Genomic DNA, 24,173 nt, shown 5'->3' on the forward strand with positions numbered 1-24,173 from the left:
GTAAGCAAGGAATGATGGAGGCACTATGAAAACACGTATTACAGAATTATTGAACATTGATTATCCTATTTTTCAAGGAGGAATGGCCTGGGTTGCTGATGGTGACTTGGCTGGTGCAGTATCAAAAGCTGGTGGTCTAGGGATTATCGGTGGTGGGAATGCACCTAAAGAGGTCGTAAAGGCTAATATCGATAAAATCAAATCACTTACGGACAAACCTTTTGGTGTCAACATCATGCTCTTGTCACCTTTTGTAGAAGACATCGTTGATCTCGTGATTGAAGAAGGGGTCAAGGTTGTTACAACTGGTGCAGGAAATCCAAGTAAATACATGACTCGTTTCCATGATGCAGGAATTACAGTTATTCCCGTTGTTCCAAGTGTTGCTTTGGCAAAACGCATGGAAAAAATTGGTGCAGATGCGGTTATTGCAGAGGGAATGGAAGCCGGTGGGCATATTGGTAAATTGACGACGATGACCTTGGTTCGCCAAGTTGCTGCAGCTGTTTCAATTCCAGTTATCGCAGCTGGAGGAATTGCGGACGGTGAAGGTGTCGCTGCAGGCTTTATGCTTGGAGCTGAGGCTGTTCAGGTTGGTACGCGTTTCGTAGTAGCTAAGGAATCTAACGCCCATCCAAAATACAAGGAAAAAATCTTAAAAGCGCGTGATATTGATACGACTATTTCAGCTCAACACTTTGGACATGCTGTTCGTGCCATTAAAAACCAATTGACACGTGACTTTGAGCAGGCTGAAAAAGATGCCTTTAAACAAGAAAATCCAGATTTAGAAATCTTTGAACAAATGGGAGCTGGTGCTCTTGCTAAAGCCGTTGTTCATGGAGATGTAGAAGGTGGATCTGTCATGGCAGGTCAGATCGCTGGTTTGGTTTCTAAAGAGGAAACTGTCGAAGAAATCCTAAAAGATCTATACTATGGCGCAGCCAAAAAAATTCAAGAAGAAGCCTCTCGTTGGGCAGGAGTTGTAAGAAATGACTAAAACAGCCTTTCTATTTGCAGGTCAAGGTGCTCAGTATCTAGGAATGGGGCGTGATCTCTATGATCGCTATCCTATCGTCAAGGAAACAATTGACCAAGCCAGTCAGGTTTTGGGTTATGATCTTCGTGACTTGATTGATAAGGAAGAAACCAAGTTAAACCAGACTCGCTATACGCAGCCAGCTATTTTAGCGACTTCGGTTGCTATTTACCGACTATTGAAAGAAAAGGGTTATCAGCCAGATATGGTAGCAGGATTGTCTCTTGGGGAATATTCTGCTCTTGTAGCAAGTGGGGCCTTGGACTTTGAGGATGCAGTTGCCTTGGTTGCTAAGCGCGGTGCTTATATGGAAGAGGCTGCACCTGCAGGCTCTGGGAAGATGGTTGCGGTTCTCAATACTCCAGTTGAAGTGATTGAGGAAGCTTGTGAAACAGCCTCTAAAGTTGGAGTAGTGACTCCAGCTAACTACAACACCCCAAGCCAAATCGTTATCGGTGGCGAGGTGGCTGCGGTTGACCGCGCAGTTGAACTCTTGCAGGAAGCAGGAGCAAAACGATTGATTCCTTTAAATGTATCTGGTCCCTTCCATACAGCACTTTTAGAGCCAGCTAGTCAGCAACTAGCTGAAGCTCTTGAGGGAGTGAGTTTCGCTGATTTCACTTGCCCACTAGTTGGCAATACGGAAGCTGCTGTTATGGAAAAAGGTCGAATCCAAGAGCTTTTGACGCGTCAGGTCAAAGAACCTGTTCGTTTTTATGAAAGTATTGCTGTGATGCAGGATGCTGGGGTAACCAACTTTATTGAAATTGGTCCTGGTAAGGTCCTATCAGGCTTTGTCAAAAAAATCGATAAAACAGCTAAGCTAGCTAACGTTGAAGACCAAGCAAGCTTGGATGCTTTGTTAGAAAACTAATGATCCCTTCTCCCACAAAATACAACAGGAAATAGGAGAGATAGAATGCAACTTACAAACAAAAATGTCTTTGTAACAGGTTCAAGCCGTGGTATCGGACTTGCCATTGCTCACAAATTTGCCCAACTAGGCGCTAATGTAGTTTTGAATAGTCGCGGAGCAATCTCAGAAGAATTGCTGGCTGAGTTTTCAAACTACGGCGTCAAAGTAGTACCGATATCAGGTGATGTTTCAGACTTTGCAGATGCCAAGCGTATGGTAGATCAAGCGATTGCGGAACTCGGTTCTGTCGATGTCTTGGTCAACAATGCTGGGATCACTCAAGATACGCTTATGCTCAAGATGACCGAAGAAGACTTTGAAAAAGTGATTAAAATCAACTTGACAGGTACCTTCAACATGACGCAAGCAGTCTTGAAACAGATGATCAAGGCACGTGAAGGTGCGATTATCAACATGTCGAGTGTGGTCGGTTTGATGGGAAATATCGGACAAGCCAACTATGCAGCTTCTAAAGCAGGCTTGATTGGTTTTACCAAGTCAGTTGCACGTGAAGTTGCCAATCGCAACGTACGCGTAAATGCTCTTGCACCAGGGATGATCGAGTCAGATATGACTGCTGTTTTGTCTGATAAGGTCAAGGAAGCGACATTGGCCCAAATCCCAATGAAACATTTCGGTCAAGCAGAACATATCGCAGATGCTACAGTGTTCCTGGCTGGACAGGATTATTTGACTGGACAAGTTCTCGCTGTTGATGGCGGACTTAGCATGTAAAAAATAAGGAAAGATATAGGTAAGACAGATGAAACTAAATCGAGTTGTAGTAACAGGTTACGGATTGACCTCTCCTATCGGAAATACTCCAGAAGAATTTTGGAACAGTTTGCAAACTGGGAAGATTGGAATTGGAGAAATCACTAAGTTTGACCACAGCGAATTTGCTGTGCACAATGCGGCAGAAGTTCAAGATTTCCCATTTGATAAATACTTTGTCAAAAAAGATACCAACCGTTTTGACAACTATTCTTTGTATGCCTTGTATGCGGCTCAAGAAGCGGTGACAAATGCAAATCTTGATGTAGAAGCAATCGATAAGGATCGCTTTGGTGTCATCGTGGCTTCTGGTATTGGGGGAATTAAAGAAATCGAAGATCAGGTTATCCGTCTTCATGAAAAAGGTCCAAAACGCGTTAAACCAATGACACTTCCAAAAGCCTTGCCAAATATGGCTTCAGGAAATGTTGCCATGCGCTTCGGAGCAAACGGTATCTGTAAATCAATCAATACAGCATGCGCCTCATCAAATGATGCCATCGGAGATGCCTTCCGTTCTATCAAGTTTGGTTTCCAAGATGTCATGTTAGTTGGTGGATCAGAATCATCTATCACTCCTTTTGCTATCGCTGGTTTCCAAGCTTTGACCGCCCTATCAACTACAGAAGATCCAACTCGAGCTTCTATCCCATTTGACAAAGATCGTAACGGATTTGTGATGGGAGAAGGTTCAGGAATGTTGGTTCTTGAAAGCCTTGAACATGCTGAAAAACGTGGGGCGACCATCTTGGCTGAAGTAGTTGGCTATGGTAATACCTGTGATGCTTACCATATGACTTCACCTCATCCAGAAGGTCAAGGTGCGATTAAGGCTATGAAGTTGGCTTTGGAAGAAGCAGAAATTTCTCCAGAGCAAGTGGCTTATGTCAATGCCCACGGAACTTCAACTCCTGCTAATGAAAAAGGAGAAAGTGGTGCGATCGTAGCTGTCCTTGGTAAAGAAGTACCTGTATCTTCAACCAAGTCCTTTACAGGACACTTGCTTGGTGCTGCAGGGGCAGTGGAAGCCATCGCTACTATTGAAGCCATGCGTCATAACTATGTACCAATGACAGCTGGAACAAGTGAGTTATCAGACTATATCGAAGCGAATGTCGTTTATGGACAAGGCTTGGAGCAAGAAATCCCTTATGCTATTTCAAACACTTTTGGTTTTGGTGGACACAATGCGGTTCTTGCTTTCAAACGTTGGGAGAATAAATAATTATGAATTTAAATGAAATCAAGGACTTGATGGCTCAATTTGACCAATCAAGTTTGAGAGAATTTTCTTATAAAAACGGAACGGACGAATTGCAGTTTAGTAAGAATGAAGCAAGAATGGCTTCTGAAGCACCAGCTCAAGTTGCTCCAGTGCCAGCTGCAGTAGCTGCAAGTCCAGTAGTTTCTGCCCCTTCAACTCCAGTAGAGAGTGCAGTGGAAGAATCTCCAGCACTGGCTGAAACGACTGTTGCTCCAGAGGGTGATGTTGTTGAAAGCCCACTTGTAGGGGTGGCTTACTTGGCTGCTGGACCAGATAAACCTGCCTTTGTCACAGTTGGAGACAGTGTTAAAAAAGGTCAGACTTTGGTGATCATCGAAGCCATGAAAGTCATGAATGAAATCCCTGCACCTAAAGATGGTGTGGTGACAGAAATTCTCGTTTCAAATGAAGAAATGGTTGAGTTCGGTAAAGGATTGGTACGTATCAAATGATCGATATTCAAGGAATCAAAGAAGCTCTACCCCATCGCTACCCCATGCTCCTAGTGGATCGTGTCTTGGAAGTGAGCGAGGATACCATTGTTGCCATTAAAAATGTGACCATCAACGAACCTTTCTTTAATGGTCATTTTCCTCAATACCCAGTCATGCCAGGTGTTCTTATCATGGAGGCCTTGGCTCAGACTGCTGGTGTCTTGGAATTGTCCAAACCTGAAAATAAAGGGAAACTGGTCTTCTATGCTGGCATGGACAAGGTTAAGTTCAAGAAGCAAGTTGTACCAGGTGATCAATTAGTCATGACGGCTACTTTTGTCAAACGTCGTGGTACGATTGCCGTGGTTGAAGCAAAGGCTGAAGTAGATGGTAAGCTTGCAGCGAGTGGTACTCTTACCTTTGCAATTGGAAACTAAGGAGGTTCTCCATGTTTCGTAAAATTTTGATTGCCAACCGTGGTGAGATTGCGGTTCGCATTATTCGAGCTGCGCGTGAATTGGGCATTGCAACTGTAGCAGTTTATTCAACTGCTGATAAAGAAGCTCTTCACACACTCCTAGCAGATGAAGCTATCTGTATCGGACCTGGTAAGGCGACTGAGTCTTATCTCAATATCAACGCTATTTTATCTGCTGCAGTCTTGACTGAAGCAGAAGCCATCCACCCAGGTTTTGGTTTTCTTAGCGAAAACTCCAAGTTTGCCACGATGTGTGATGAAGTGGGGATTAAGTTCATCGGTCCTTCTGGGGCAGTAATGGATACCATGGGAGATAAGATCAATGCGCGTGAGCAAATGATCAAGGCTGGAGTTCCAGTTATCCCAGGATCTGATGGTGAAGTTCACACGGCTGAAGAGGCGCTTGCAGTTGCAGAAAAAATTGGCTATCCAGTCATGCTTAAGGCATCGGCAGGTGGTGGTGGAAAAGGGATTCGTAAGGTTGAAAAGGCAGAAGACTTGGTCGCAGCCTTTGAAACAGCATCCAGTGAAGCCAAGGCCAATTTTGGAAATGGCGCTATGTATCTTGAGCGTGTGATTTATCCAGCTCGTCATATCGAAGTTCAGATTCTTGCGGACCAAGAGGGTCATGTTGTCCATCTTGGTGAACGGGACTGTTCACTCCAACGGAATAACCAAAAGGTCTTAGAAGAAAGCCCATCCATTGCAATTGGCAAAACCCTTCGTCATGAAATTGGTGCTGCAGCCGTTCGTGCAGCAGAGTCTGTTGGCTATGAAAATGCAGGGACGATTGAATTTCTTCTCGATGAAGCGAGTGGCAATTTCTACTTCATGGAAATGAATACTCGTGTGCAAGTTGAACACCCAGTCACAGAGTTTGTTTCAGGTGTTGATATCGTGAAAGAGCAGATTCGCATTGCTGCCGGTCAACCTTTACCTTTCAAACAAGAAGATATCGTCCTACGAGGTCATGCTATCGAGTGCCGGATCAATGCGGAAAATCCAGCATTTAACTTTGCTCCAAGCCCAGGTAAAATTACCAACCTCTACCTTCCAAGTGGAGGAGTTGGATTGCGTGTAGACTCTGCAGTCTATCCAGGTTATACCATTCCTCCTTACTATGATAGTATGATTGCCAAAATCATTGTTCATGGGGAGAATCGTTTTGATGCCTTAATGAAGATGCAACGGGCACTTTATGAACTTGATATTGAAGGAGTGCAAACCAATGCAGACTTCCAGTTGGATCTGATTTCAGACCGCCGAGTTATCGCTGGTGACTACGATACTTCCTTCTTGATGGAAACTTTCTTGCCAAAATACCAAGAAAAAGAATAGACTTTCAAATAGTATGAGAACTAAAAGGGGGAGTTATGGCTCTATTTAGTAAAAAGGATAAGTATATTCGGATCAATCCTAACCGTTCCGTAAGGCAGAAACCACAAGCCAAGCCTGAGGTTCCGGATGAACTCTTCTCCCAGTGTCCTGGTTGTAAACACACCATTTACCAAAAGGATCTTGGGAGCGAACGAATTTGTCCCCATTGTAGCTATACTTTCCGTATTTCAGCTCAGGAACGCTTGGATTTGACGATTGATTCTGACACCTTTGTGGAGATGTTTACGGGTATTGAAACTCAAGATCCATTAAACTTTCCTGGCTACCAGAAAAAACTAGCTAGTATGCGTGAAAAGACAGGTTTGGATGAAGCAGTACTGACTGGTACAGCTAGCATCAAGGGACAAAAAGTTGCCCTTGGGATCATGGATTCAAACTTTATCATGGCTTCTATGGGAACCGTTGTGGGTGAAAAAATCACGCGCTTGTTTGAGTATGCAACGGTAGAAAACTTGCCAGTCGTTCTCTTCACAGCTTCTGGTGGAGCCCGTATGCAAGAAGGAATCATGAGCTTGATGCAGATGGCTAAGATTTCTGCGGCAGTTCAACGTCATTCCAAGGCAGGACTTTTTTACCTAACTATTTTAACCGATCCGACAACAGGTGGGGTGACCGCTTCTTTTGCTATGGAAGGGGATATTATCCTAGCTGAGCCACAGAGTTTGGTTGGTTTTGCTGGACGTCGTGTTATCGAAAATACAGTTCGTGAGACCTTACCGGATGACTTCCAAAAGGCAGAATTTCTGCTTGAACATGGATTTGTTGATGCAATTGTCAAACGGAGAGAATTGCCTGAAACAATTGCTAAATTAGTAAGATTGCATGGAGGAAGTCGCGGATGAATATTGCAAAAATAGTCAGAGAGGCACGCGAGCAGAGTCGCTTGACTGCACTTGATTTTGCCAATGGAATTTTTGACGAGTTTATCGAATTGCATGGAGATCGCTCTTTCCGTGATGATGGTGCGGTTATCGGTGGAATTGGTTGGTTAGGTGACCAAGCAGTAACTGTCGTTGGTATCCAAAAGGGGAAGAGTCTTCATGATAACCTCAAACGAAATTTTGGGCAACCACATCCAGAAGGCTATCGTAAGGCCTTGCGCCTGATGAAACAGGCAGAAAAGTTTGGCCGTCCAGTTGTGACCTTTATCAATACGGCGGGTGCTTACCCAGGTGTTGGTGCCGAGGAACGTGGACAAGGTGAAGCAATTGCCCGAAACCTGATGGAAATGAGTGATCTCAAGGTTCCAATCATCGCGATTATTATCGGTGAAGGTGGATCTGGTGGGGCTCTAGCTCTAGCCGTAGCTAATCGTGTCTGGATGTTAGAAAACTCAATCTACGCAGTACTTAGCCCGGAAGGATTTGCCTCTATCCTTTGGAAGGATGGAAGTCGTGCTATGGAAGCGGCGGAATTGATGAAAATCACTTCACATGAACTCCTAGAAATGGGAATTGTAGACAAGGTAATCTCAGAGGCAGGACTGTCAAGTAAAGAACTGCTAGGTTGCGTTAAAAATGAATTGCGTGCAGAACTAGATAGGTTGCAAGAACTACCACTCGACCAACTTATCGAAGAACGTTACCAACGTTTTAGAAAATACTAAGAAAATTTAAAAGCTAGAACAAATTGTTCTAGCTATTTTGATAATAGAGCATGGATAAACATCAATACTCTAGATAAATAATAAAAACATATCAATAGTCTATCCTCTATATAGCCCTAATAGAGAGTTTACCATTAGGAGAGAGAAAGAATGAAAAAGACAATACATTTAGGAATCTGTATGATTTTAATGTTCCTGTACATTTATTTAACGCCATTAGGAGCTATAACTCTAGCTAGAACCTTTGGTTTAGGAATGGACAGCTATATAATCTTCCTAGTTGGAGAAGTGTTACTTATTTTCTTTTTATTCGTTTTGTGGTTGAAAAAGAAGAAGATGCTCTTTATCTTTGAGAAAAAGGATTGACGCTGGTCTTATCTCGCTTTCTTGGTAGCTTGTTTCCTTATCTATTCTTTTTTAAATGGATTTAGAATGCAGAATATTCGATTGATTGACCATAGTTTTATTTTCCAAGACCTTCTTTCAGAACTTTACTTAAACGGAAAAGAAACGACTCTATCAAGTCTTATATATTTAATCTTTAATGTTTCGATTGTACCTGTTGTTGAGGAGACAATCTATAGAGGTTATTTTATGAATACCTTCTTTCCGAAGTCGGAGTTTTATTTGGATGTGATCTTGTCTTCTTTCATCTTTGGGCTCAGTCACTTGGTTCTATCCCATCGTGACCCCATCAGTCTCATCATTTATAGTATTCTTGGTCTTCTGTTTGCAGTTACTTATCGAGTTACGGGTAGTCTTCGATTTACTATTGTTTGTCATAGTTTCTATAATGCGATTCCCTATGCTCCGTCGCTCTTATTTTATATCTATTATTTGATTTTTAGATAGTGGAGACAAAGAAAAAAGTGTTTGATATTTGTCGAACACTTTTTCTAATTTGATGGGAAGATAGAGAAATCTCTTTTATCAATTTCTTATTTCTCAATGAGTAGAGCTACCATTTAGGATGAAAAATTGACAGTTGAGGAGATGGACTATAAAATAGATAAAAAAGATATATACTGTAGATGTAAGCTGACAAAAATTTATTTTAAGGAGCTACTTGATAGGACAGGTACAGAAACATTTACAGTTCTTTCATCTGAGGACTTAGAGCAAGTTTCAGGTGGTGGTATGATTTGGTTAGTTGACGATAGACATTGGGATTCGCCATATGCATATAGTTTAGCGACAGAATGGAGTACAATACGTAATAGAATGACTGGTTATGGTAACGGAATTATACCTTAATAGTCTAATAATTTAAAGGGGTAAGTATGAAAAAACTAGGGCATTTGGGAGTCTATACATCACTGGTATTTCTATCGATTTACCTACCAGAGTTAGGGATTATGCATCTAACTAAGTTTTTAGGATGGGGGATAGATGGCTATTCTATCTTTTTAACAGTTGAAGTAATAGCTCTTTTGCTATTATTTATCTACTGGCTCAAAAAGAAAGAGATGCTCTATATTTTTGAGAAAAAGGGTTCAAAGAAGTCAAGATTCTTTTACCTTGTATTTGGTCTAGTGGCTACTTATTTTGAACGTCAATTGGTGGATGCTTTTCAGTTACAGTTTCATCACCTAATTGATAACAAGTATATCTTTCAAGACCTTCTTTCGATTCTATACTCCAATGGGCAACCAACTTTTCTATCAACTGTTCTCAGTTTTAGTTTAACAGTAATCGTCGCACCTATATTAGAGGAACTGATTCATAGAGGGTACTTTATGAATACCTTCTTTCCCCAGTCCAAGTACTATCTGGATGTTATCCTATCTGCTCTTATCTTTGGACTTAGTCATTTGATCCTAACTCACCGAGATCCTATCAGTTTGATTATTTATAGTTTAGGCGGTCTCTTCTATGCCCTTGTCTACCGATGGACAAAGAACTTAAAAATTACCATCCTGTGCCATAGTTTTTTCAACTTTCTCATTTATGCAAAACCCATCTGGATTTTTGTTTATAATTATATCTATTATCATTTTTTTAGATAGTAGGAGGCAAAGAAAAAAGTGTTTGATAATTGTCAAACACTTTTTCTTTTTACTGTTCTTCTGTTACAAACTGGCTGAGCAGTCCGTTGATAAAACGGGCAGATTTTTGATCTGAGAAGTCCTTTGCAAGCTCAATAGCTTCATTAACCGCCACCAACTGTGGGGTGTCGAATGAAGTGATTTCAAAGACTCCCAAGCGAAGGAGGTTTCTCTCCACGAGTGTTAAACGCTCGATGGTCCAACCTGCTTTTAAATGCTGTGTGATTTGCTTGTCTAGTTCTTCCTTTTTAGCCTGAACACCAGAAACTAGCTCTGTCAAAAAGGCTGGAAGTTGCACATCCGTATCTTCACGATCATGAGTATAGGCGAAACGACAAGCAGTTTCGACATCCGTACCGAATTCAAGGCTTATGAGAGCTTGAAAAGCGCATTTACGGAGTTGGCGTCTAGATTCTAATAGTGGACTAGTCATTGAGGAAGTCCTCGTCAAATAGATCTTTCAATTCTGGTTTTGGTGTTTTATCTGGAACGATACCTGCAACGTGAATATTGATAGCAGCGAGTTCTACATCAGCCATATTGCGGACGGCATCTTTAACAGCTTTCTGGATAGCAACAGCTACCTTAGGAACTTTTACTCCGTACTCAAGGTAGAGATAGATATCTGCTGTGAGCTCTTCGTCCACGTTTTTAAGATAAACACCACGGCCAAGAGAAAGTTTTGAAAGGGTGTCAGATACTGATTTGTTTGAAAAAGAGTGAACACCCTCTACTTTTGCAGTAGCAATAGCAATGATTTTTTCAAGTACACGTGGGGCGATAACGATTTCGCCAAGTTGTTCTTCAATTCCCATAGAATGACCTCTTTCTAGAGATTAGGCACGAGAAACGTAAGTTCCTTCTGCAGTGTTGATAACGAGTTTTTGTCCTGCTTCGATGAAGTCTGGAACGTTTACGACAAGTCCAGTTTCCATCGTTGCTGGTTTACCAGAACCTGTAACAGTAGCACCTTTGATAGATGGTTGGGTTTCTGCAACTGTCAATTCGACAGTAGTAGGAACGGTAACACCAATCACTTCAGTTCCGTAGAATTGGATCTTCACTTCTGAGTTTTCAAGAATGTAAAGCAATTCGTTTTCAACGTTGACTACAGGGATTTCGTATTGGTCGTAAGTTTCTGTATTCATGAAGTAGGCTGTGTCATCCATTTTGTACAAGTATTGAGCTGGGACAGTCTCGATGATGGCTTGTTCAAATTTTTCCTCTGGACGGTAGCTTGTGTCAAATGTAGAACCAGTACGGACATCACGCAATTTCATACGCATGATTGTATTTCCTTTACCTGGTTTGTGGTGGCTAGCTTCCAAAACGCGGATCAATTTTCCGTCAGCTGTTTCAAAGGTCATACCAGCCTTTAATTTACTTGCTTCAATCATGTTTTTACCTCTTTAATAAATAATTTACTCTTTATTGTACCATAAAAGACAACATTACTCAAATGTCAGAAGGAGCTTAATTAGTTGACTGGTACGATATTTCCATCTTCGTCTTTAGTAACGAGGACGTATTTTCCATCGACTTCGATATAAAAATTCTTGCTAGTAGCTTGCCCAGCATTTTGAGCCGGTGCTTGATTTTGAACTTGTTGGCTTAGTTGACCACCCAGAGTTTGGCCAAGATTCATGCCCATAAACATGTTCATCCCATTGCCATTCCCTTCGTTGGCAGCTGCAGCAATAAGTGCTTCGTTACGAGCACGGCGTTCTTCGATTTCAATCGTGTTGTACTTCATTGCCACGAGCTCACTATCAAGCTTGCGAACGATATCAAGACTTTCTTGGTCGTAGCTGAGGTCTTCAAGCAAGATGTTAGTTGCTTCAATTCCGTAGAGACCTGTCCAAACCTTGTTGACCTCTTGTTTAGCGAGTTCGTTAAAGGTGTCTTGGTTGGCATTGAGGCTATAGATATCAACCTTGTTTTCGTTGGTATATTTGGCAATGGCAATCGCGATTTTTGGTGCGATATTTTGACGGAGCGTTCCTTGAGCTACATCTTGGAGAGTAAATGGCTGTCCGTCAGTAATTTGACGGCTAACAGAACTCACGTAGAAGAGGACTGGATCTGCTATTTTTACATCAAACAAGCCATAGAAACGGATATTAAGCAGCTGTTGGTAACGTTCGCTGAAGTATTCGACCGCGTTTTGTGTGCCGAACTTATTACCTGCAATAGGTTGCATGCGGATAAAAATAATTTCTTGTTGGGTGATGACTTGTCCACCGAAAGAGAAACGGTTTTTAAAGCTTTCCCAAGTGCCTTTTAAACCACCTTTTTCAAGGAGCCAGGCATTATCACCAGCTTGCCATTCGTGGCTACCAGCTTCGAGGACTTCACCAAGGAAGGTACCGTTGTTTACCAAAACAGCGGTATAGCCTTGGGGAACGATAACCACACTGCCATCCGACAAGAGTCCAGTATTTTGATTGCTGTGACGAGAACGTCCATCGGGGTCTTTAGTGAGTAATTGTCCCTTGATGGCCAAGGCGTCGCCAGAGACATTGTCTGGAAGGACGATGGCTTCCTTGAATTTACTATCATTAAAACTATTTAAGCCTGCTGATAAGGCTGCACGTATAAATCCCATAATTCCTCCTAATTATAAAGCTCGTCTTCATCCACAACATCATAGGTATCCAGTACCCATTGGTTTGGACTGCGAGAGAGATTGGCACCACAGTAGTCGCACTCGCTAACTGCAGAGATTTTCAAAGGGGCGCCACAGTTTGGACAGTGGTCGCTCACAACTTGGTCTGGATTGACTGCTTGCGTTTGGCTACCGTGTTGACGGATAAAGTTTAATTGATACACGGTGAAGAGATCTTTTTTAGGGTCTCCTTCAATGACACGGCGAGTCTCATCGTCAATGACATAGTCCCGCAAGGTAGATGACAGAATCACCACTAAGGTATCGTTTCCGTCAGGATTTTCAATGAACTCCTTGATGCGAACATTTTCGATACAAACTTTCTCTAAAACATTAGTTGTTTTAGATCGAATATGGTCCTCAAGTTGGGTACTGTGTTGGGAGTAGAGACTGGTACTTTCCAAAGCGCGGACAGAGTTCCAATTTTTCTCAGTCCAGGCAACCTGCAATTTAAGGTAGACTTCCTTAACCCAAGATGTGAAGGCTACCGCGTCAAAGTTTGGATCCCCATATTTCACACGACTAATGGCCAGTGTGTTGTGTTCAACTCGACGATGGAGCGTTTGAGAATCATTACTAGTGTAGGTTGAACTCGAATCTCCAGACTTATTCCGCAAGGATTTGACGATAACAACTAGTATGATTCCTCCGACTAATATGAACATAAATCCTAAATAGGGAGAGCTAGCAGAACTGTCAGAGGATGATCCATATCCAGAGCGGTAGTAGTGGTAGGATGATCCGCCAGAACGACTTCCACCTCCACTTGAGCGGCTGCTACTGCGGCTGCTCCCTCCACTTCTGGAATGCCCGACACCTGCATCAACGATTTGAGGCACGGATAGAAAAACAAGTAATAAACAGGTCATTAAAAGAGCGTAAAACTTTTTCATGTGTCTCCTAACTATATGATTGAAAAGGTAGAATTCTGAATTCGAATGATTATTAAACTATTAATAACCTTTAAAATAATCTAAGATATACTAGGCGTTATTTACTAGCATTTAGCTTCTTTATGGAATGGCGCTCGATGAGCCATCCCACAATCCACCCTATTGCTAGCAAGTAATTTTCAAAAGCACCGATAGCATTTACAGGAGAGTGATACTCCATATAATTGAGTAAGTGATTTGTTCCTATTCCAATTCCGCCAATAATGAGAGCAAGAAGTGCGATTCGTAGATAGAACCAATCGTATTTAATATTGATAGCGAGAATAATAATCAATACAGCTAAATTCCATATTCCAATTTCTCGTTGCCAACCAGCAGATATTCCGTACCCGGAGTGGCTTCCCATGTACGATGGAAAGAAAATTTGTAGTATAGAAGCGCCTAACATAGCGATGATGACTAAGACAAATAGCAATCGTAAAAATTTGTTCATTTATTCTCCTTGTCTCATTCTCGTCTTAAAAGTAGAAAAAAGTGTATAAAGAGTAAATTACTCACTTTCTTTCAACTTAGCCAATTCTTGTGCAAGCAGTTTAAGGGCGACTTGTGGGTTGGCTTGGCCTTTGGTTGCCTTCATAAGGAATCCTGTGAAGGCCTTGTCTGCGTTGCGTTTACCTGACTTGAAGTCGGCAACGGCAGCTTCGTTATCCGCAAAGACTTGGTGGATGATTGGGATCAAGACATCTGGATCAGAGATTTGCACCAAGCCTGCTTTTTCCACGTATTCACGCGCGCCACCGCCATTTTTAGCCAGATGGACAAAGACTTTCTTGGCAATCTTAGAAGAGATCGTGCCGTCTTCGATGATGGCAATCATTTCTACTAAGTTTTCTGGTGTTAATTCGATTTGTTCCAGTGTCTTACCTTCGGCGTTCAAGAACTGAGCAACTTCACCTTGGAGCCAGTTAGAGACTTGTTTGGCATCACCACCGAGTGCAACAGCTTTTTCAAAGAAGTCAGAAGTGACTTTGTTTGCCGTCAACTGGCTAGCATCGTAGTCTGATAAGCCAAGGTCAGATACGTAGCGCGCACGACGTTCTTTTGGAAACTCTGGTAATTCAGTGCGCATTTCCTCAATCCACTCATCTGAGATTTCAAAGAGTGGTAGGTCTGGTTCAGGGAAGTAGCGGTAGTCTGCAGCACCTTCTTTGACACGCATGAGGATGGTTGCCTTGTTAGCTTCATCGTAACGGCGTGTTTCTTGGCGAATTTGACCACCTGAGCGAAGGATTTCAGCCTGGCGTTGGACTTCGTATTCGAGACCTTTGCGAACATTTGAGAAGGAGTTGAGGTTTTTCAACTCAGTCTTGGTACCGAATTTCTCTTGACCATAAGGACGAAGGGAGATGTTGGCATCCACACGCATAGAACCTTCTTCCATCTTAACGTCAGAAATGCCAGCGTACTGGATGACTTCCTTGAGAGCTGTTAGATAAGCATAGGCTTCTTCTGGGGAACGCATGTCGGCTTCAGATACGATTTCAATCAATGGCACCCCTTGACGATTGAGGTCAACATAAGAGTAGCCATCTGTACAGTGGGTGTTTTTACCAGCGTCTTCTTCTAGGTGAGCACGTTCGATACCGATTTTCTTAGTCGTACCGTCTTCTAGCTCGACTTCAATCCAACCATTATAACCGATAGGCTCATCAAACTGAGAAATTTGGTAGGCTTTTGGATTATCAGGGTAGAAGTAGTTCTTGCGGTCGAAGTGCATGTGCTTGTGGATGTCCATGTTGAGGGCAAGAGCGGCCTTGATACCAGCATCGACAACACCTTTATTGAGAACCGGAAGTACTCCTGGGAAAGACCAGTCAATCACGTTGGTATTGGCGTTTTGGTCATTTCCGAAGTGGGCAGAAGTTGGTGAGAAGATTTTTGAATTGGTGTTGAGCTCTACGTGGACTTCAAGTCCAATGACTGTTTCAAAGTTCATTAGTTGTCACCTCCAAAAATCACGGGTTGTTGTTTGTGGTAGTCTGTTGTCGCTTCAAAAGCAGCAGCAGCTTGGTAAATGGTTTCCTCAGAGTACTTAGGACCGATCAATTGGAGACCGACTGGGAGACCTTGAGAGAATCCAGCAGGAATTGAAATTCCTGGGAGGCCTGCCAAGTTGACTGGGATGGTCAAAAGATCAGCCAAGTACATGGCAACTGGGTCGTGGTTGAGGGAGTCCAAATCGTAGGCAACACTAGGAGCAGTTGGTCCCAAAATCAAGTCGTAATCCGCAAAGACGTTTTCGAAATCTTGAATGATGAGGGTACGGACTTGTCCAGCCTTTTTGTAGTAGGCATCGTAGTAACCTGATGAAAGACTGAAAGTACCTAGCATGATACGGCGTTTTACCTCTTCACCGAAACCTTGACTACGGCTGTTCACATAGATTTCATCAAGGTTGCTTGCATCTTCTGCGCGGTAGCCGTAACGGATACCGTCAAAACGTTGCAGGTTTGAGGAAGCTTCTGAAGAAGCTATAATGTAGTAAACGGCAACACCGTATTTAGAGTGAGGAAGACTGACTTCTTCGACAATGGCACCAAGTTTTTCAAAGTGTTTGGCTGCCTTGATAATGGTTTCTTTAACTTCTGGGTCAATTCCTTCACCGAGGTATTCTTTAGGCAAAGCAATTTTCATACCTTTGATGTCTTGACCGATTTTTGAAGTAAAGTCGGCAATGCGGACAGGAGCAGAAGTCGAGTCTTTAGTATCTTCGCTGGCAATCGCATTGAGCAAGAGGGCATTTTCCTTAACAGTTGGTGCAAAAGGCCCGATTTGGTCTAGTGAGCTACCGAAAGCAATGAGACCGAATCGAGAAACCGTTCCGTAGGTTGGTTTGAGACCAACAATCCCGTTGAAGGCAGCAGGTTGGCGGATGGATCCCCCCGTATCAGAACCAAGTGACAAGCGGACTTGACCTGAAGCCACAGCTGCGGCAGAACCACTTGATGATCCACCAGGAACCTTGCTGTGGTCCCAAGCATTTTTAGTTGCACCGTAGTGGGAAGTCTCACCTGATCCACCCATGGCAAATTCGTCCATGTTGGTTTTTCCGACAACAATCATGCCCTTGGCTTTTGCATTGGCAACGGCTGTCGCATCAAAGATAGGCTCGTAGTTGTAGAGCATTTTTGAGGCTGCGGTTGTGAGGATGCCGTCTGTAGAGATGTTATCCTTAACAGCCAGTGGAATTCCTGAAAGGACATTATCCGCGTCAATTCCAGCTTCATCAATGGCTTTGGCTTGAGCAAGGGCTTGTTCTTCAGCGATAGTGACAAAAGAATTGATAGCTTTCTCGCGAGACTTGATATCTTCAAGCGTGGCTTGGGTCAATTCAGTAGCTGAAATCTCCTTAGATACAAGGAGGTTGTGCAAGTCTTCAATCGTTTTGTTATTAAAAATCATTAGGCATCTCCTCCATCATCTAGGATAGCTGGTACCTTGATATAGTAATTGTCTTTTTCAGGTACGTTTTTAAACAAGCGATCACGGTCAGTTCCTTCTTCGGCCACATCCGGGCGGAGTACGGTCTTGCGGTCTGCCATGGTCGTAGTAGGTGCGACACCAGTTGTGTCGACTTCGCCTAGCAATTCAACCATGTCAACAATTTTAGACAAGGTTGTCGCAAAGGCAGCAGTTTCTTCTTCAGAGAATTTTAATTTTGAAAGATTGGCAACGTGTGTTACCTCTTCTTGCGTAATTTTCATCTTGCATCCTTTCGTGAAATGATGATTTTTAGTCTGTTCTATTTTACCATATTTTCCTATAAATAAGGGAGCCAAACTGAAAAGAAATAGAAATTGAAAAATCGCTTTTAATTCGCTATAATGGTTAAACTAGAGAATAGAAAAAATAAGAGTTAGGATAGAAATATGTTCCATCAATTTATCACCAGATCTCAGACGGTTCCTCCTCCCATTTCGCTCTTTTGGTATGGGATTATGATGCTTACTTTAGTACTTTGTATTTATGGAGCACTTGTTTATCACAAAAATCCGAAATTTGTCCGCTTGTTTAAGGGGATTCAGATTCTCCAGTTACTTGCCCTATATAGTTGGTATGTTGGTTTTGGGATTCCCTTTTCTAACAGCCTTCCTTTTTATCATTGTCGTTTGGCTATGTTTGCGGTGGTTTTCTTGCCCGATAAATGGCGGAGCAAGCAATATTTTGCTCTCTTAGGAGCAAGTGGAGCGGTCTTTGCTTTGGTTTACCCGGTTTTTGACCCCTATGATTTCCCCCATATCACCAGTTTTTCCTTTTTGATTGGCCACTATGCCCTTCTAGTGAATTCCTTGGTTTATTTGATGAATCACTATGACAAGACCTTGCTTAAGAAGTATATGATTGTAGCCTATACCTTTGTTCTCAATCTCTTTCTAGTTGGGGTTAATCAGGTGACGGGTGGAAATTATGGTCTCTTAAGAGATACCCCGTTTATCTCGAATGCTCCTCTATGGCTAAAGTACCTTCTTGTGTCCGTCATCCTTTCGCTGGCTCTGGTTCTCTTTGATATCTTGTTCAAAAAACGGTGGAAAAAGAGAAATCAGACACAATCTGTGCTCTAGCTTGCCTTTTCGTCAGACGAGCAATTGAAAAACTCCCTAAAATCCGATATAATGGAGAGTCGAAAGGAATGGTAAAATCCAATGTAAACATCATTCTTAGCTACTGAAACAACTAAAAATAGAAAATCAAAGAAAGAGAACTTATGACTATTCAAGAAGAAATTAAGAAACGTCGTACTTTTGCTATCATCTCCCACCCGGACGCCGGGAAAACAACCATCACTGAGCAGTTGCTCTACTTTGGGGGTGAGATTCGTGAGGCTGGTACTGTAAAAGGGAAGAAAACAGGGACTTTTGCCAAATCTGACTGGATGGATATTGAGAAACAACGTGGGATTTCGGTCACGTCATCTGTTATGCAGTTTGACTATGATGGCAAGCGCGTGAATATCCTCGACACACCAGGGCATGAGGACTTCTCAGAAGATACCTATCGTACCTTGATGGCGGTGGATGCTGCGGTCATGGTCGTGGACTCTGCCAAGGGTATCGAGGCCCAAACCAAAAAATTGTTTGAGGTTGTCAAACACCGTGGCATTCCAGTCTTTACCTTTATGAACAAGCTGGACCGTGACGGTCGTGAGCCACTGGACCTCTTGCAAGAACTAGAAGAAGTCCTTGGCATTGCGAGTTATCCAATGAACTGGCCAATCGGGATGGGGAAAGCCTTCGAAGGCTTGTATGACCTCTATAACCAACGCTTGGAACTCTATAAAGGAGATGAGCGTTTTGCCAGTCTGGAAGAAGGGGATAAGCTCTTTGGAAGCAATCCTTTCTACGCTCAGGTTAAGGACGATATCGAACTGTTGCAAGAAGCAGGAAATGAATTTTCAGAAGAAGCTATTCTTGCAGGAGAACTGACTCCGGTCTTCTTCGGTTCAGCTCTGACTAACTTTGGGGTTCAGACCTTCCTTGAGACCTTCCTTAAGTTTGCTCCAGAACCTCATGGACACAAGAAAACAGACGGAGAAATTGTGGATCCTTATGACAAGGATTTCTCAGGATTTGTCTTTAAAATCCAAGCCAACATGGACCCTCGTCACCGTGACCGCATCGCCTTTGTCCGTATTGTATCGGGCGAATTTGAGCGAGGAATGAGTGTCAATTTGCCTCGTACTGGTAAGGGGGCCAAACTATCGAATGTGACTCAGTTTATGGCGGAAAGTCGTGAAAATGTGACCAATGCCGTGGCAGGTGATATTATCGGGGTTTACGATACCGGTACTTATCAAGTTGGGGATACCTTGACAGTTGGAAAAAACAAGTTTGAATTTGAACCACTGCCAACCTTTACTCCTGAAATTTTCATGAAAGTTTCTGCTAAGAACGTCATGAAACAAAAATCCTTCCACAAGGGGATTGAGCAACTGGTGCAAGAGGGAGCCATTCAGCTTTATAAGAATTACCAAACAGGCGAGTATATGCTAGGCGCTGTTGGTCAACTCCAGTTTGAAGTCTTTAAGCACCGCATGGAAGGCGAGTACAATGCCGAAGTGGTCATGAGCCCAATGGGTAAAAAGACCGTTCGCTGGATCAAGCCTGAGGACTTGGATGAACGGATGTCATCAAGCCGAAATATCTTGGCTAAAGACCGTTTTGACCAACCTGTCTTCCTCTTTGAAAATGACTTTGCTCTTCGCTGGTTTGCGGACAAGTATCCAGACGTAGAGTTGGAGGAGAAGATGTAAATCGTTACAAATGACTAGCAACACAAAGTTGCTATCATTTAACGGTAACCGCTATGGCGGTTTACCTAAACGCTTCACTAGGTAAAACCCACGAATGGTATCGATTCGTGGGTTTTGCCGTCGTAACATAAAGGAAGCGAACTAGCTAACTGCCTTACTAACTACGTTTGGCAAATAGAATCGATTTGCCAAACTCCGTGTCGTAGTGTAAAATCGGCTTACCTAAACGCTTCACTAGGAAAAATCCACGAATTTTATCGATTCGTAGATTTTTCCGTTGTAACGGGTAGTGAGAGGGCTAGCAACCTGCCTCACTAATTCATCGGCGAAAAATAATCGTTTTCGCCTCTTCGTGTCGTAGATTTCGGCTATTAATTAGTATGGCATTTTGCTTAAATGCGTCGTAAGAAAAGTCCGTGAATGCTTTCGATTCGTGGATTTTTTTGTTGGAAAGGCTAGAAAGTTACCTCGGCTACCGGCCTCATTGATTCATTTGTGAAACTGCCTTTAAATACTCTATTCCTAAAAGTCTGTGGATGCTATTGATTCATGGACTTTTTCTATATTTTGAATAAAAATCAATTCCCTGAGTGATTGGAATTATTTGCTCAAATTTTAAAGCATTTGGAAATGGTTAAAAATAAATAAAATATATTAACAGAACAATAAAATGAAAATTATATTGAAAAAACAGAATAGATTTGAAATAAAGTCATTTTTGAAATCATTTTCTTTCTTTAGAGTGTGTTATAGATATTGAATTGTCGGTATATTTGGTATATAATAAAAAGATAGTATTTTATAGGTGAATAAATTCTTTTTTATCTTTTTTATATAGAGGGAAGTAACATGTTTTTTAGACGCCAGAAAGGTGAATATAGAGAAACAGACCGTGTGACACGGTACAAATTAATCAAATCAGGGAAGCATTGGCTACGGGCCTCGACTTCCCTTTTTGGCTTATTTAAGGTGATGCGTGGAAGCGCGGATACGAGCCAAGTAAAGACAGAAATGGTTGAAAAGCAAGAAGGTCAGAAGTTGACGGGCTTGGATGTCTTGAAAGGGATAGCAGCTACGGGGACGATCTTAGGTGGTTTTGCTGCGACGCAAACGCGTGTTTATGCCAATGATGCAGTCGCTGTTGAAAAGACTGTCGAATCAAAAGATACCTTGGCGACGAGAGATTCAGTAGTACTGGGGACGACTCAGGATCATCAAGATACTGCTAGCTTGTCTCTGTCTACCAGTCAAAGCCAGTCATTGTCAGAATTAAATTCGCAGAGCGCCAGTCAATCTGCCTCTACGAGTCAGTCCATCAGTGCCTCAAGCTCTTCTAGTATGAGCCAGTCGATGAGCCAATCTGCTTCTACTAGTCAATCTTTGGCAAACAGTCAAAGTGTAACTGCTAGTTCAAGTGAATCCCTTGGAACACAAAATCAAGCGAATAGTAATCTGTCAGAGAGAGCTTCAGTTGGTGTTCAAAGTCAGTACCAAGCAAGTGAGCCAGCTCGGGAGACAGTGAAAGAATCACAACCTTCAAAAGAATTAAAAGCAGTTGATTTTTCTACAGAATCCTTGCCTCAAAGTGAGTCTGGTCTTGTAAAGAATGAAGATGTGACGGCTGAATCAGGTCTCACAATGACTTCCGTTGCCATGACGGAAAAACAAAATGAAGAAAAACGGAAGAAATTAGAGGCCTTGTCTGCTGAGATTGGGCAGTTTCTAGCTCAAGCGCAGGGACTTCCGAACTCGGATGAGGCGATCACGAAGGCTAGTCTAACGAAGAATGAGATAGCAGAAGCCTTGAAAGGTGAGGCTTCTGACCTTGCCACTATCCTACAAAAAGCTACAGAAGCTCGAAACAGTATTGCAAATGCTGTATTACGTGCCAACTCTGGACTTCGTGACAGCAGAAATGGACAAGCTTTGACCCAAGCTTCAAATACCGCTAGCTTCAGAGCTGCTAGGGATACTGAGAAGCCAGAACTTCAGAAAATAACCGTTACAGGTGGCGCAGTTCTAGAAGGGCAAAAATTTAAAATTTATCGAGAAGAAAATTTTTCTGGGACCATTGAGTTTACTGATAACAGTGGTCGAATTGAACATGCAAAATTTGTTCCTACTGCTGTTCCCGCGGCCTATCCGGCTACTTCAACCGTTGTCTCATTCACTACGAGTAATGGTCAAAGTATCAGCATGATTGTTCCGACAAATAAACTAGCCAAAGATGGAAATGCTACAGCATCAAATCCTTTCACCGTTTCAATCACGGGTTCTGTTGGAAAAAATCAAGCAGTAAATAGTTTGTGGACTCGTTATGTTTTCACCTATGATCAGGAAGGTAATTTTAGCGGAAATACTACTGACGTAGGTCTTGTAAAAGATTTAACAGCCAACCCTGCCGCAATTCAATTTGAAGTCCATGCTCAGTCTGAAAAGTACGAACCAGCTATCAATGCTGAGGTGAATCGAAACTTTACTCTAACTGCCAATTCAGGGACTGTTTCTGTTGGTGAAGCCAGTCAGTACATCACGAATGCTACAGGGACGCCAGAATTACCTACTACAGGAATTACTAAGGGAACTAGAACAACCTATACTTGGAAATCTGGAACCAATACGAATTTGTCTGCTGGTCGGCATACTTTGACAGCGGTGGTAACTTATCCAGATGGAAGTACGGATGAAATTGACGTGAGCTTTACTGTGCGCCCTCAGACGCCAAGGATAGAGAATCAATATCTTAACGAAAAAGGTGGGCTCTCAAATCAAGCGATTACGGTAGATGGGGTTGCTCCAGGTGGGACAGTTACTTTAACAATTGCAGGTGAAACATTTACTAAACAGGCAACGGGGAGTTCTACCAGTGTAACCTTTACTGCAACTGACTTGAAGAAAGTATATGATCGCAATGGAGGACGACTTCCTAGTGGACCAGTGACTGGTAGTACGACAGTGGATGGTTTGGTTTCAGATACATTTAATGGGCAAATCACGCCAAATCAAGCGTCAATTTCAGTAAGTAATAGCCAATCAGCATCGGTAAGCTCAAGCCAATCCGCTTCAGCGAGCGCGAGCCAGTCTGCCTCAGTAAGCTCAAGTCAGTCAGCATCTGCAAGCTCAAGCCAATCAGCCTCAGTAAGCGCCAGCGAATCCGCTTCAGTAAGTGCTAGTCAATCTGTTTCAGTAAGTTCGAGCCAATCAGCATCTGTAAGTTCGAGCCAGTCAGCTTCAGCGAGTGCAAGTGAGTCAGCCTCAGTAAGCTCGAGTGAGTCAGCCTCATTGAGTGCTAGCCAATCTGCATCGGCAAGTTCGAGTCAGTCAGCGTCAGTCAGCGCGAGTCAATCTGCATCATTGAGTGCAAGTCAATCTACCTCAGTAAGTTCAAGCGAATCTGCTTCAGTGAGCTCAAGCCAGTCAGCTTCAGTAAGCACCAGCCAATCCGCCTCAGTCAGCTCCAGCCAGTCAGCTTCAGTCAGCTCGAGTCAATCTGCTTCATTGAGTGCTAGTCAGTCCGCATCAGTAAGTTCGAGTGAATCTGCGTCAGTGAGTGCTAGTCAGTTCGCGTCTGTAAGCTCAAGTCAATCTGCGTCTGTAAGTTCAAGCCAGTCAACATCTGCAAGCTCAAGCCAATCAGCCTCAGTAAGCGCCAGCGAATCCGCTTCAGTAAGTGCTAGTCAATCTGTTTCAGTGAGCTCGAGTCAGTCAGCATCGGTAAGTTCGAGCCAATCCGCTTCAGCGAGCGCGAGTCAATCAGCTTCAGTGAGCTCAAGTCAATCAGCATCGGCAAGTGCCAGTCGATCAGCTTCAGTGAGCGCAAGTCAGTCAGCATCGGTAAGTTCGAGTCAATCAGCTTCAGTAAGTGCTAGTCAGTCAGCATCTGCAAGCTCGAGTCAGTCAGCTTCAGCCAGCGCGAGCCAATCCGCTTCAGTGAGTGCGAGCCAGTCAGCCTCAGTAAGCGCTAGTCAATCTGTTTCAGTAAGTTCGAGCCAATCAGCATCAGTGAGTGCCAGTCAATCCGCATCAGTAAGTTCGAGTCAATCCGCCTCAGCGAGCTCGAGCCAATCCGCCTCAGTGAGTGCTAGTCAGTCTGCTTCAGCGAGTTCGAGTCAGTCTGCCTCAGTAAGCTCTAGTCAATCTGCATCATTGAGTGCAAGCCAGTCAGCTTCGGTAAGTGCTAGTCAGTCTGCCTCAGTAAGCACAAGTGAATCAGCGTCAGTGAGCTCGAGTCAATCCGCTTCAGTGAGCTCGAGTCAATCCGCTTCAGCAAGTTCGAGCCAATCAGCATCTGCAAGTGCTAGCCAGTCAGCGTCCGTAAGCTCAAGTCAGTCTGCTTCAGCAAGTGCGAGTC

At 43.0% G+C, this 24,173-nt stretch carries 23 protein-coding genes and 1 pseudogene; 15 read left to right on the plus strand and 9 right to left on the minus strand.

Features of this window, described 5'->3' with window-relative positions:
• The first annotated feature begins 25 nt into the window (after positions 1 to 25).
• From fabK to GMD3S_RS0203880, 12 genes and pseudogenes are all read left to right on the plus strand, one after another.
• Positions 26 to 1,000 carry an enoyl-[acyl-carrier-protein] reductase FabK gene (gene fabK / locus GMD3S_RS0203825; protein ID WP_000857452.1) on the plus strand — a complete coding sequence of 325 codons (975 nt, stop codon included), beginning with the start codon at positions 26 to 28 and terminating at the stop codon, positions 998 to 1,000.
• Complete coding sequence (fabD, locus tag GMD3S_RS0203830) at positions 993 to 1,913, plus strand: ACP S-malonyltransferase (protein WP_000167649.1); 921 nt, start codon at positions 993 to 995, stop codon at positions 1,911 to 1,913. Before fabK ends, fabD begins: the two co-directional genes overlap by 8 nt.
• Before the next feature lie 45 nt (positions 1,914 to 1,958).
• Positions 1,959 to 2,690, plus strand: a complete 732-nt coding sequence (fabG, locus tag GMD3S_RS0203835) for a 3-oxoacyl-[acyl-carrier-protein] reductase (RefSeq protein WP_001177614.1) — start codon at positions 1,959 to 1,961, stop codon at positions 2,688 to 2,690.
• Positions 2,691 to 2,718: 28 nt separating this feature from the next.
• A complete protein-coding gene (gene fabF / locus GMD3S_RS0203840) occupies positions 2,719 to 3,954 on the plus strand; it encodes a beta-ketoacyl-ACP synthase II (RefSeq protein ID WP_000774052.1) in 1,236 nt (411 codons plus the stop codon).
• Positions 3,955 to 3,956: 2 nt separating this feature from the next.
• The gene (gene accB / locus GMD3S_RS0203845) at positions 3,957 to 4,445 is read left to right on the plus strand and encodes an acetyl-CoA carboxylase biotin carboxyl carrier protein (protein WP_001052298.1); all 489 of its coding nucleotides are present in this window, start codon (positions 3,957 to 3,959) and stop codon (positions 4,443 to 4,445) included.
• Entirely contained in the window at positions 4,442 to 4,864 is a 423-nt protein-coding gene (gene fabZ / locus GMD3S_RS0203850) for a 3-hydroxyacyl-ACP dehydratase FabZ (RefSeq protein ID WP_000565515.1), read from the plus strand. The genes accB and fabZ overlap by 4 nt, the downstream gene beginning before the upstream one ends.
• An 11-nt stretch (positions 4,865 to 4,875) precedes the next feature.
• A complete protein-coding gene (gene accC, locus GMD3S_RS0203855; RefSeq protein ID WP_000488663.1) occupies positions 4,876 to 6,243 on the plus strand; it encodes an acetyl-CoA carboxylase biotin carboxylase subunit in 1,368 nt (455 codons plus the stop codon).
• A 35-nt stretch (positions 6,244 to 6,278) separates the two neighbouring features.
• A complete protein-coding gene (gene accD, locus GMD3S_RS0203860) occupies positions 6,279 to 7,145 on the plus strand; it encodes an acetyl-CoA carboxylase, carboxyltransferase subunit beta (RefSeq protein WP_001173376.1) in 867 nt (288 codons plus the stop codon).
• Positions 7,142 to 7,909, plus strand: a complete 768-nt coding sequence (locus GMD3S_RS0203865) for an acetyl-CoA carboxylase carboxyl transferase subunit alpha (protein ID WP_001017372.1) — start codon at positions 7,142 to 7,144, stop codon at positions 7,907 to 7,909. Before accD ends, GMD3S_RS0203865 begins: the two co-directional genes overlap by 4 nt.
• A 150-nt stretch (positions 7,910 to 8,059) precedes the next feature.
• A pseudogene (locus GMD3S_RS10365) lies at positions 8,060 to 8,761 on the plus strand (lysostaphin resistance A-like protein).
• A 126-nt stretch (positions 8,762 to 8,887) separates the two neighbouring features.
• Entirely contained in the window at positions 8,888 to 9,163 is a 276-nt protein-coding gene (locus GMD3S_RS10370; RefSeq protein WP_008275472.1) for a hypothetical protein, read from the plus strand.
• A 26-nt stretch (positions 9,164 to 9,189) separates the two neighbouring features.
• On the plus strand, positions 9,190 to 9,915 hold the full coding sequence (locus GMD3S_RS0203880; RefSeq protein WP_000732995.1) for a CPBP family intramembrane glutamic endopeptidase: 726 nt from the start codon (positions 9,190 to 9,192) through the stop codon (positions 9,913 to 9,915).
• Positions 9,916 to 9,964: 49 nt separating this feature from the next.
• On the opposite strand, the gene nusB is transcribed toward GMD3S_RS0203880, so the two are convergent.
• The 9 genes from nusB to gatC form a co-directional block, all read right to left on the minus strand.
• A complete protein-coding gene (nusB, locus tag GMD3S_RS0203885) occupies positions 9,965 to 10,387 on the minus strand; it encodes a transcription antitermination factor NusB (RefSeq protein WP_000203650.1) in 423 nt (140 codons plus the stop codon).
• Positions 10,380 to 10,769, minus strand: a complete 390-nt coding sequence (locus GMD3S_RS0203890) for an Asp23/Gls24 family envelope stress response protein (RefSeq protein ID WP_000510584.1) — start codon at positions 10,767 to 10,769, stop codon at positions 10,380 to 10,382. The genes nusB and GMD3S_RS0203890 overlap by 8 nt, the downstream gene beginning before the upstream one ends.
• A gap of 21 nt (positions 10,770 to 10,790) precedes the next feature.
• Complete coding sequence (efp, locus tag GMD3S_RS0203895) at positions 10,791 to 11,351, minus strand: elongation factor P (RefSeq protein WP_000568642.1); 561 nt, start codon at positions 11,349 to 11,351, stop codon at positions 10,791 to 10,793.
• Between the two features lie 80 nt (positions 11,352 to 11,431).
• Entirely contained in the window at positions 11,432 to 12,559 is a 1,128-nt protein-coding gene (locus GMD3S_RS0203900) for an SPFH domain-containing protein (RefSeq protein WP_000505815.1), read from the minus strand.
• 8 nt (positions 12,560 to 12,567) lie between these two features.
• Positions 12,568 to 13,512 carry a zinc-ribbon domain-containing transport protein gene (locus tag GMD3S_RS0203905; protein WP_000715061.1) on the minus strand — a complete coding sequence of 315 codons (945 nt, stop codon included), beginning with the start codon at positions 13,510 to 13,512 and terminating at the stop codon, positions 12,568 to 12,570.
• Between the two features lie 97 nt (positions 13,513 to 13,609).
• On the minus strand, positions 13,610 to 14,005 hold the full coding sequence (locus GMD3S_RS0203910) for a hypothetical protein (protein ID WP_001031998.1): 396 nt from the start codon (positions 14,003 to 14,005) through the stop codon (positions 13,610 to 13,612).
• A 57-nt stretch (positions 14,006 to 14,062) separates the two neighbouring features.
• Positions 14,063 to 15,508 carry an Asp-tRNA(Asn)/Glu-tRNA(Gln) amidotransferase subunit GatB gene (gene gatB, locus GMD3S_RS0203915; protein ID WP_001008632.1) on the minus strand — a complete coding sequence of 482 codons (1,446 nt, stop codon included), beginning with the start codon at positions 15,506 to 15,508 and terminating at the stop codon, positions 14,063 to 14,065.
• On the minus strand, positions 15,508 to 16,974 hold the full coding sequence (gene gatA, locus GMD3S_RS0203920) for an Asp-tRNA(Asn)/Glu-tRNA(Gln) amidotransferase subunit GatA (protein WP_000576992.1): 1,467 nt from the start codon (positions 16,972 to 16,974) through the stop codon (positions 15,508 to 15,510). Before gatA ends, gatB begins: the two co-directional genes overlap by 1 nt.
• On the minus strand, positions 16,974 to 17,276 hold the full coding sequence (gatC, locus tag GMD3S_RS0203925) for an Asp-tRNA(Asn)/Glu-tRNA(Gln) amidotransferase subunit GatC (protein WP_000705411.1): 303 nt from the start codon (positions 17,274 to 17,276) through the stop codon (positions 16,974 to 16,976). The genes gatA and gatC overlap by 1 nt, the downstream gene beginning before the upstream one ends.
• Positions 17,277 to 17,441: 165 nt before the next feature.
• Here gatC and GMD3S_RS0203930 point away from each other — a divergent pair, with 165 nt between their 5' ends.
• The 3 genes from GMD3S_RS0203930 to GMD3S_RS0203940 all read left to right on the plus strand — a co-directional run.
• A complete protein-coding gene (locus GMD3S_RS0203930; RefSeq protein ID WP_000468954.1) occupies positions 17,442 to 18,134 on the plus strand; it encodes a YwaF family protein in 693 nt (230 codons plus the stop codon).
• Between the two features lie 143 nt (positions 18,135 to 18,277).
• Complete coding sequence (locus tag GMD3S_RS0203935) at positions 18,278 to 19,822, plus strand: peptide chain release factor 3 (RefSeq protein ID WP_000155103.1); 1,545 nt, start codon at positions 18,278 to 18,280, stop codon at positions 19,820 to 19,822.
• An 849-nt stretch (positions 19,823 to 20,671) separates the two neighbouring features.
• Positions 20,672 to 24,173, plus strand: a 3,502-nt coding sequence (locus tag GMD3S_RS0203940; protein ID WP_000466194.1) for an accessory Sec-dependent serine-rich glycoprotein adhesin, incomplete at its 3' end; no start/stop codon positions are given.

This window comes from Streptococcus sp. GMD3S (assembly GCF_000298695.2).
Lineage (GTDB): Bacteria > Bacillota > Bacilli > Lactobacillales > Streptococcaceae > Streptococcus.

Coding starts and splice junctions, on each gene's coding strand:
- fabK (WP_000857452.1), top strand. CDS start 26: ATGAAAACACGTATTACAGAATTATTGAACATTGATTATCCTATTTTT.
- fabD (WP_000167649.1), top strand. CDS start 993: ATGACTAAAACAGCCTTTCTATTTGCAGGTCAAGGTGCTCAGTATCTA.
- fabG (WP_001177614.1), top strand. CDS start 1,959: ATGCAACTTACAAACAAAAATGTCTTTGTAACAGGTTCAAGCCGTGGT.
- fabF (WP_000774052.1), top strand. CDS start 2,719: ATGAAACTAAATCGAGTTGTAGTAACAGGTTACGGATTGACCTCTCCT.
- accB (WP_001052298.1), top strand. CDS start 3,957: ATGAATTTAAATGAAATCAAGGACTTGATGGCTCAATTTGACCAATCA.
- fabZ (WP_000565515.1), top strand. CDS start 4,442: ATGATCGATATTCAAGGAATCAAAGAAGCTCTACCCCATCGCTACCCC.
- accC (WP_000488663.1), top strand. CDS start 4,876: ATGTTTCGTAAAATTTTGATTGCCAACCGTGGTGAGATTGCGGTTCGC.
- accD (WP_001173376.1), top strand. CDS start 6,279: ATGGCTCTATTTAGTAAAAAGGATAAGTATATTCGGATCAATCCTAAC.
- GMD3S_RS0203865 (WP_001017372.1), top strand. CDS start 7,142: ATGAATATTGCAAAAATAGTCAGAGAGGCACGCGAGCAGAGTCGCTTG.
- GMD3S_RS0203880 (WP_000732995.1), top strand. CDS start 9,190: ATGAAAAAACTAGGGCATTTGGGAGTCTATACATCACTGGTATTTCTA.
- nusB (WP_000203650.1), bottom strand. CDS start 10,387: ATGACTAGTCCACTATTAGAATCTAGACGCCAACTCCGTAAATGCGCT.
- GMD3S_RS0203890 (WP_000510584.1), bottom strand. CDS start 10,769: ATGGGAATTGAAGAACAACTTGGCGAAATCGTTATCGCCCCACGTGTA.
- efp (WP_000568642.1), bottom strand. CDS start 11,351: ATGATTGAAGCAAGTAAATTAAAGGCTGGTATGACCTTTGAAACAGCT.
- GMD3S_RS0203900 (WP_000505815.1), bottom strand. CDS start 12,559: ATGGGATTTATACGTGCAGCCTTATCAGCAGGCTTAAATAGTTTTAAT.
- GMD3S_RS0203905 (WP_000715061.1), bottom strand. CDS start 13,512: ATGAAAAAGTTTTACGCTCTTTTAATGACCTGTTTATTACTTGTTTTT.
- GMD3S_RS0203910 (WP_001031998.1), bottom strand. CDS start 14,005: ATGAACAAATTTTTACGATTGCTATTTGTCTTAGTCATCATCGCTATG.
- gatB (WP_001008632.1), bottom strand. CDS start 15,508: ATGAACTTTGAAACAGTCATTGGACTTGAAGTCCACGTAGAGCTCAAC.
- gatA (WP_000576992.1), bottom strand. CDS start 16,974: ATGATTTTTAATAACAAAACGATTGAAGACTTGCACAACCTCCTTGTA.
- gatC (WP_000705411.1), bottom strand. CDS start 17,276: ATGAAAATTACGCAAGAAGAGGTAACACACGTTGCCAATCTTTCAAAA.
- GMD3S_RS0203930 (WP_000468954.1), top strand. CDS start 17,442: ATGTTCCATCAATTTATCACCAGATCTCAGACGGTTCCTCCTCCCATT.
- GMD3S_RS0203935 (WP_000155103.1), top strand. CDS start 18,278: ATGACTATTCAAGAAGAAATTAAGAAACGTCGTACTTTTGCTATCATC.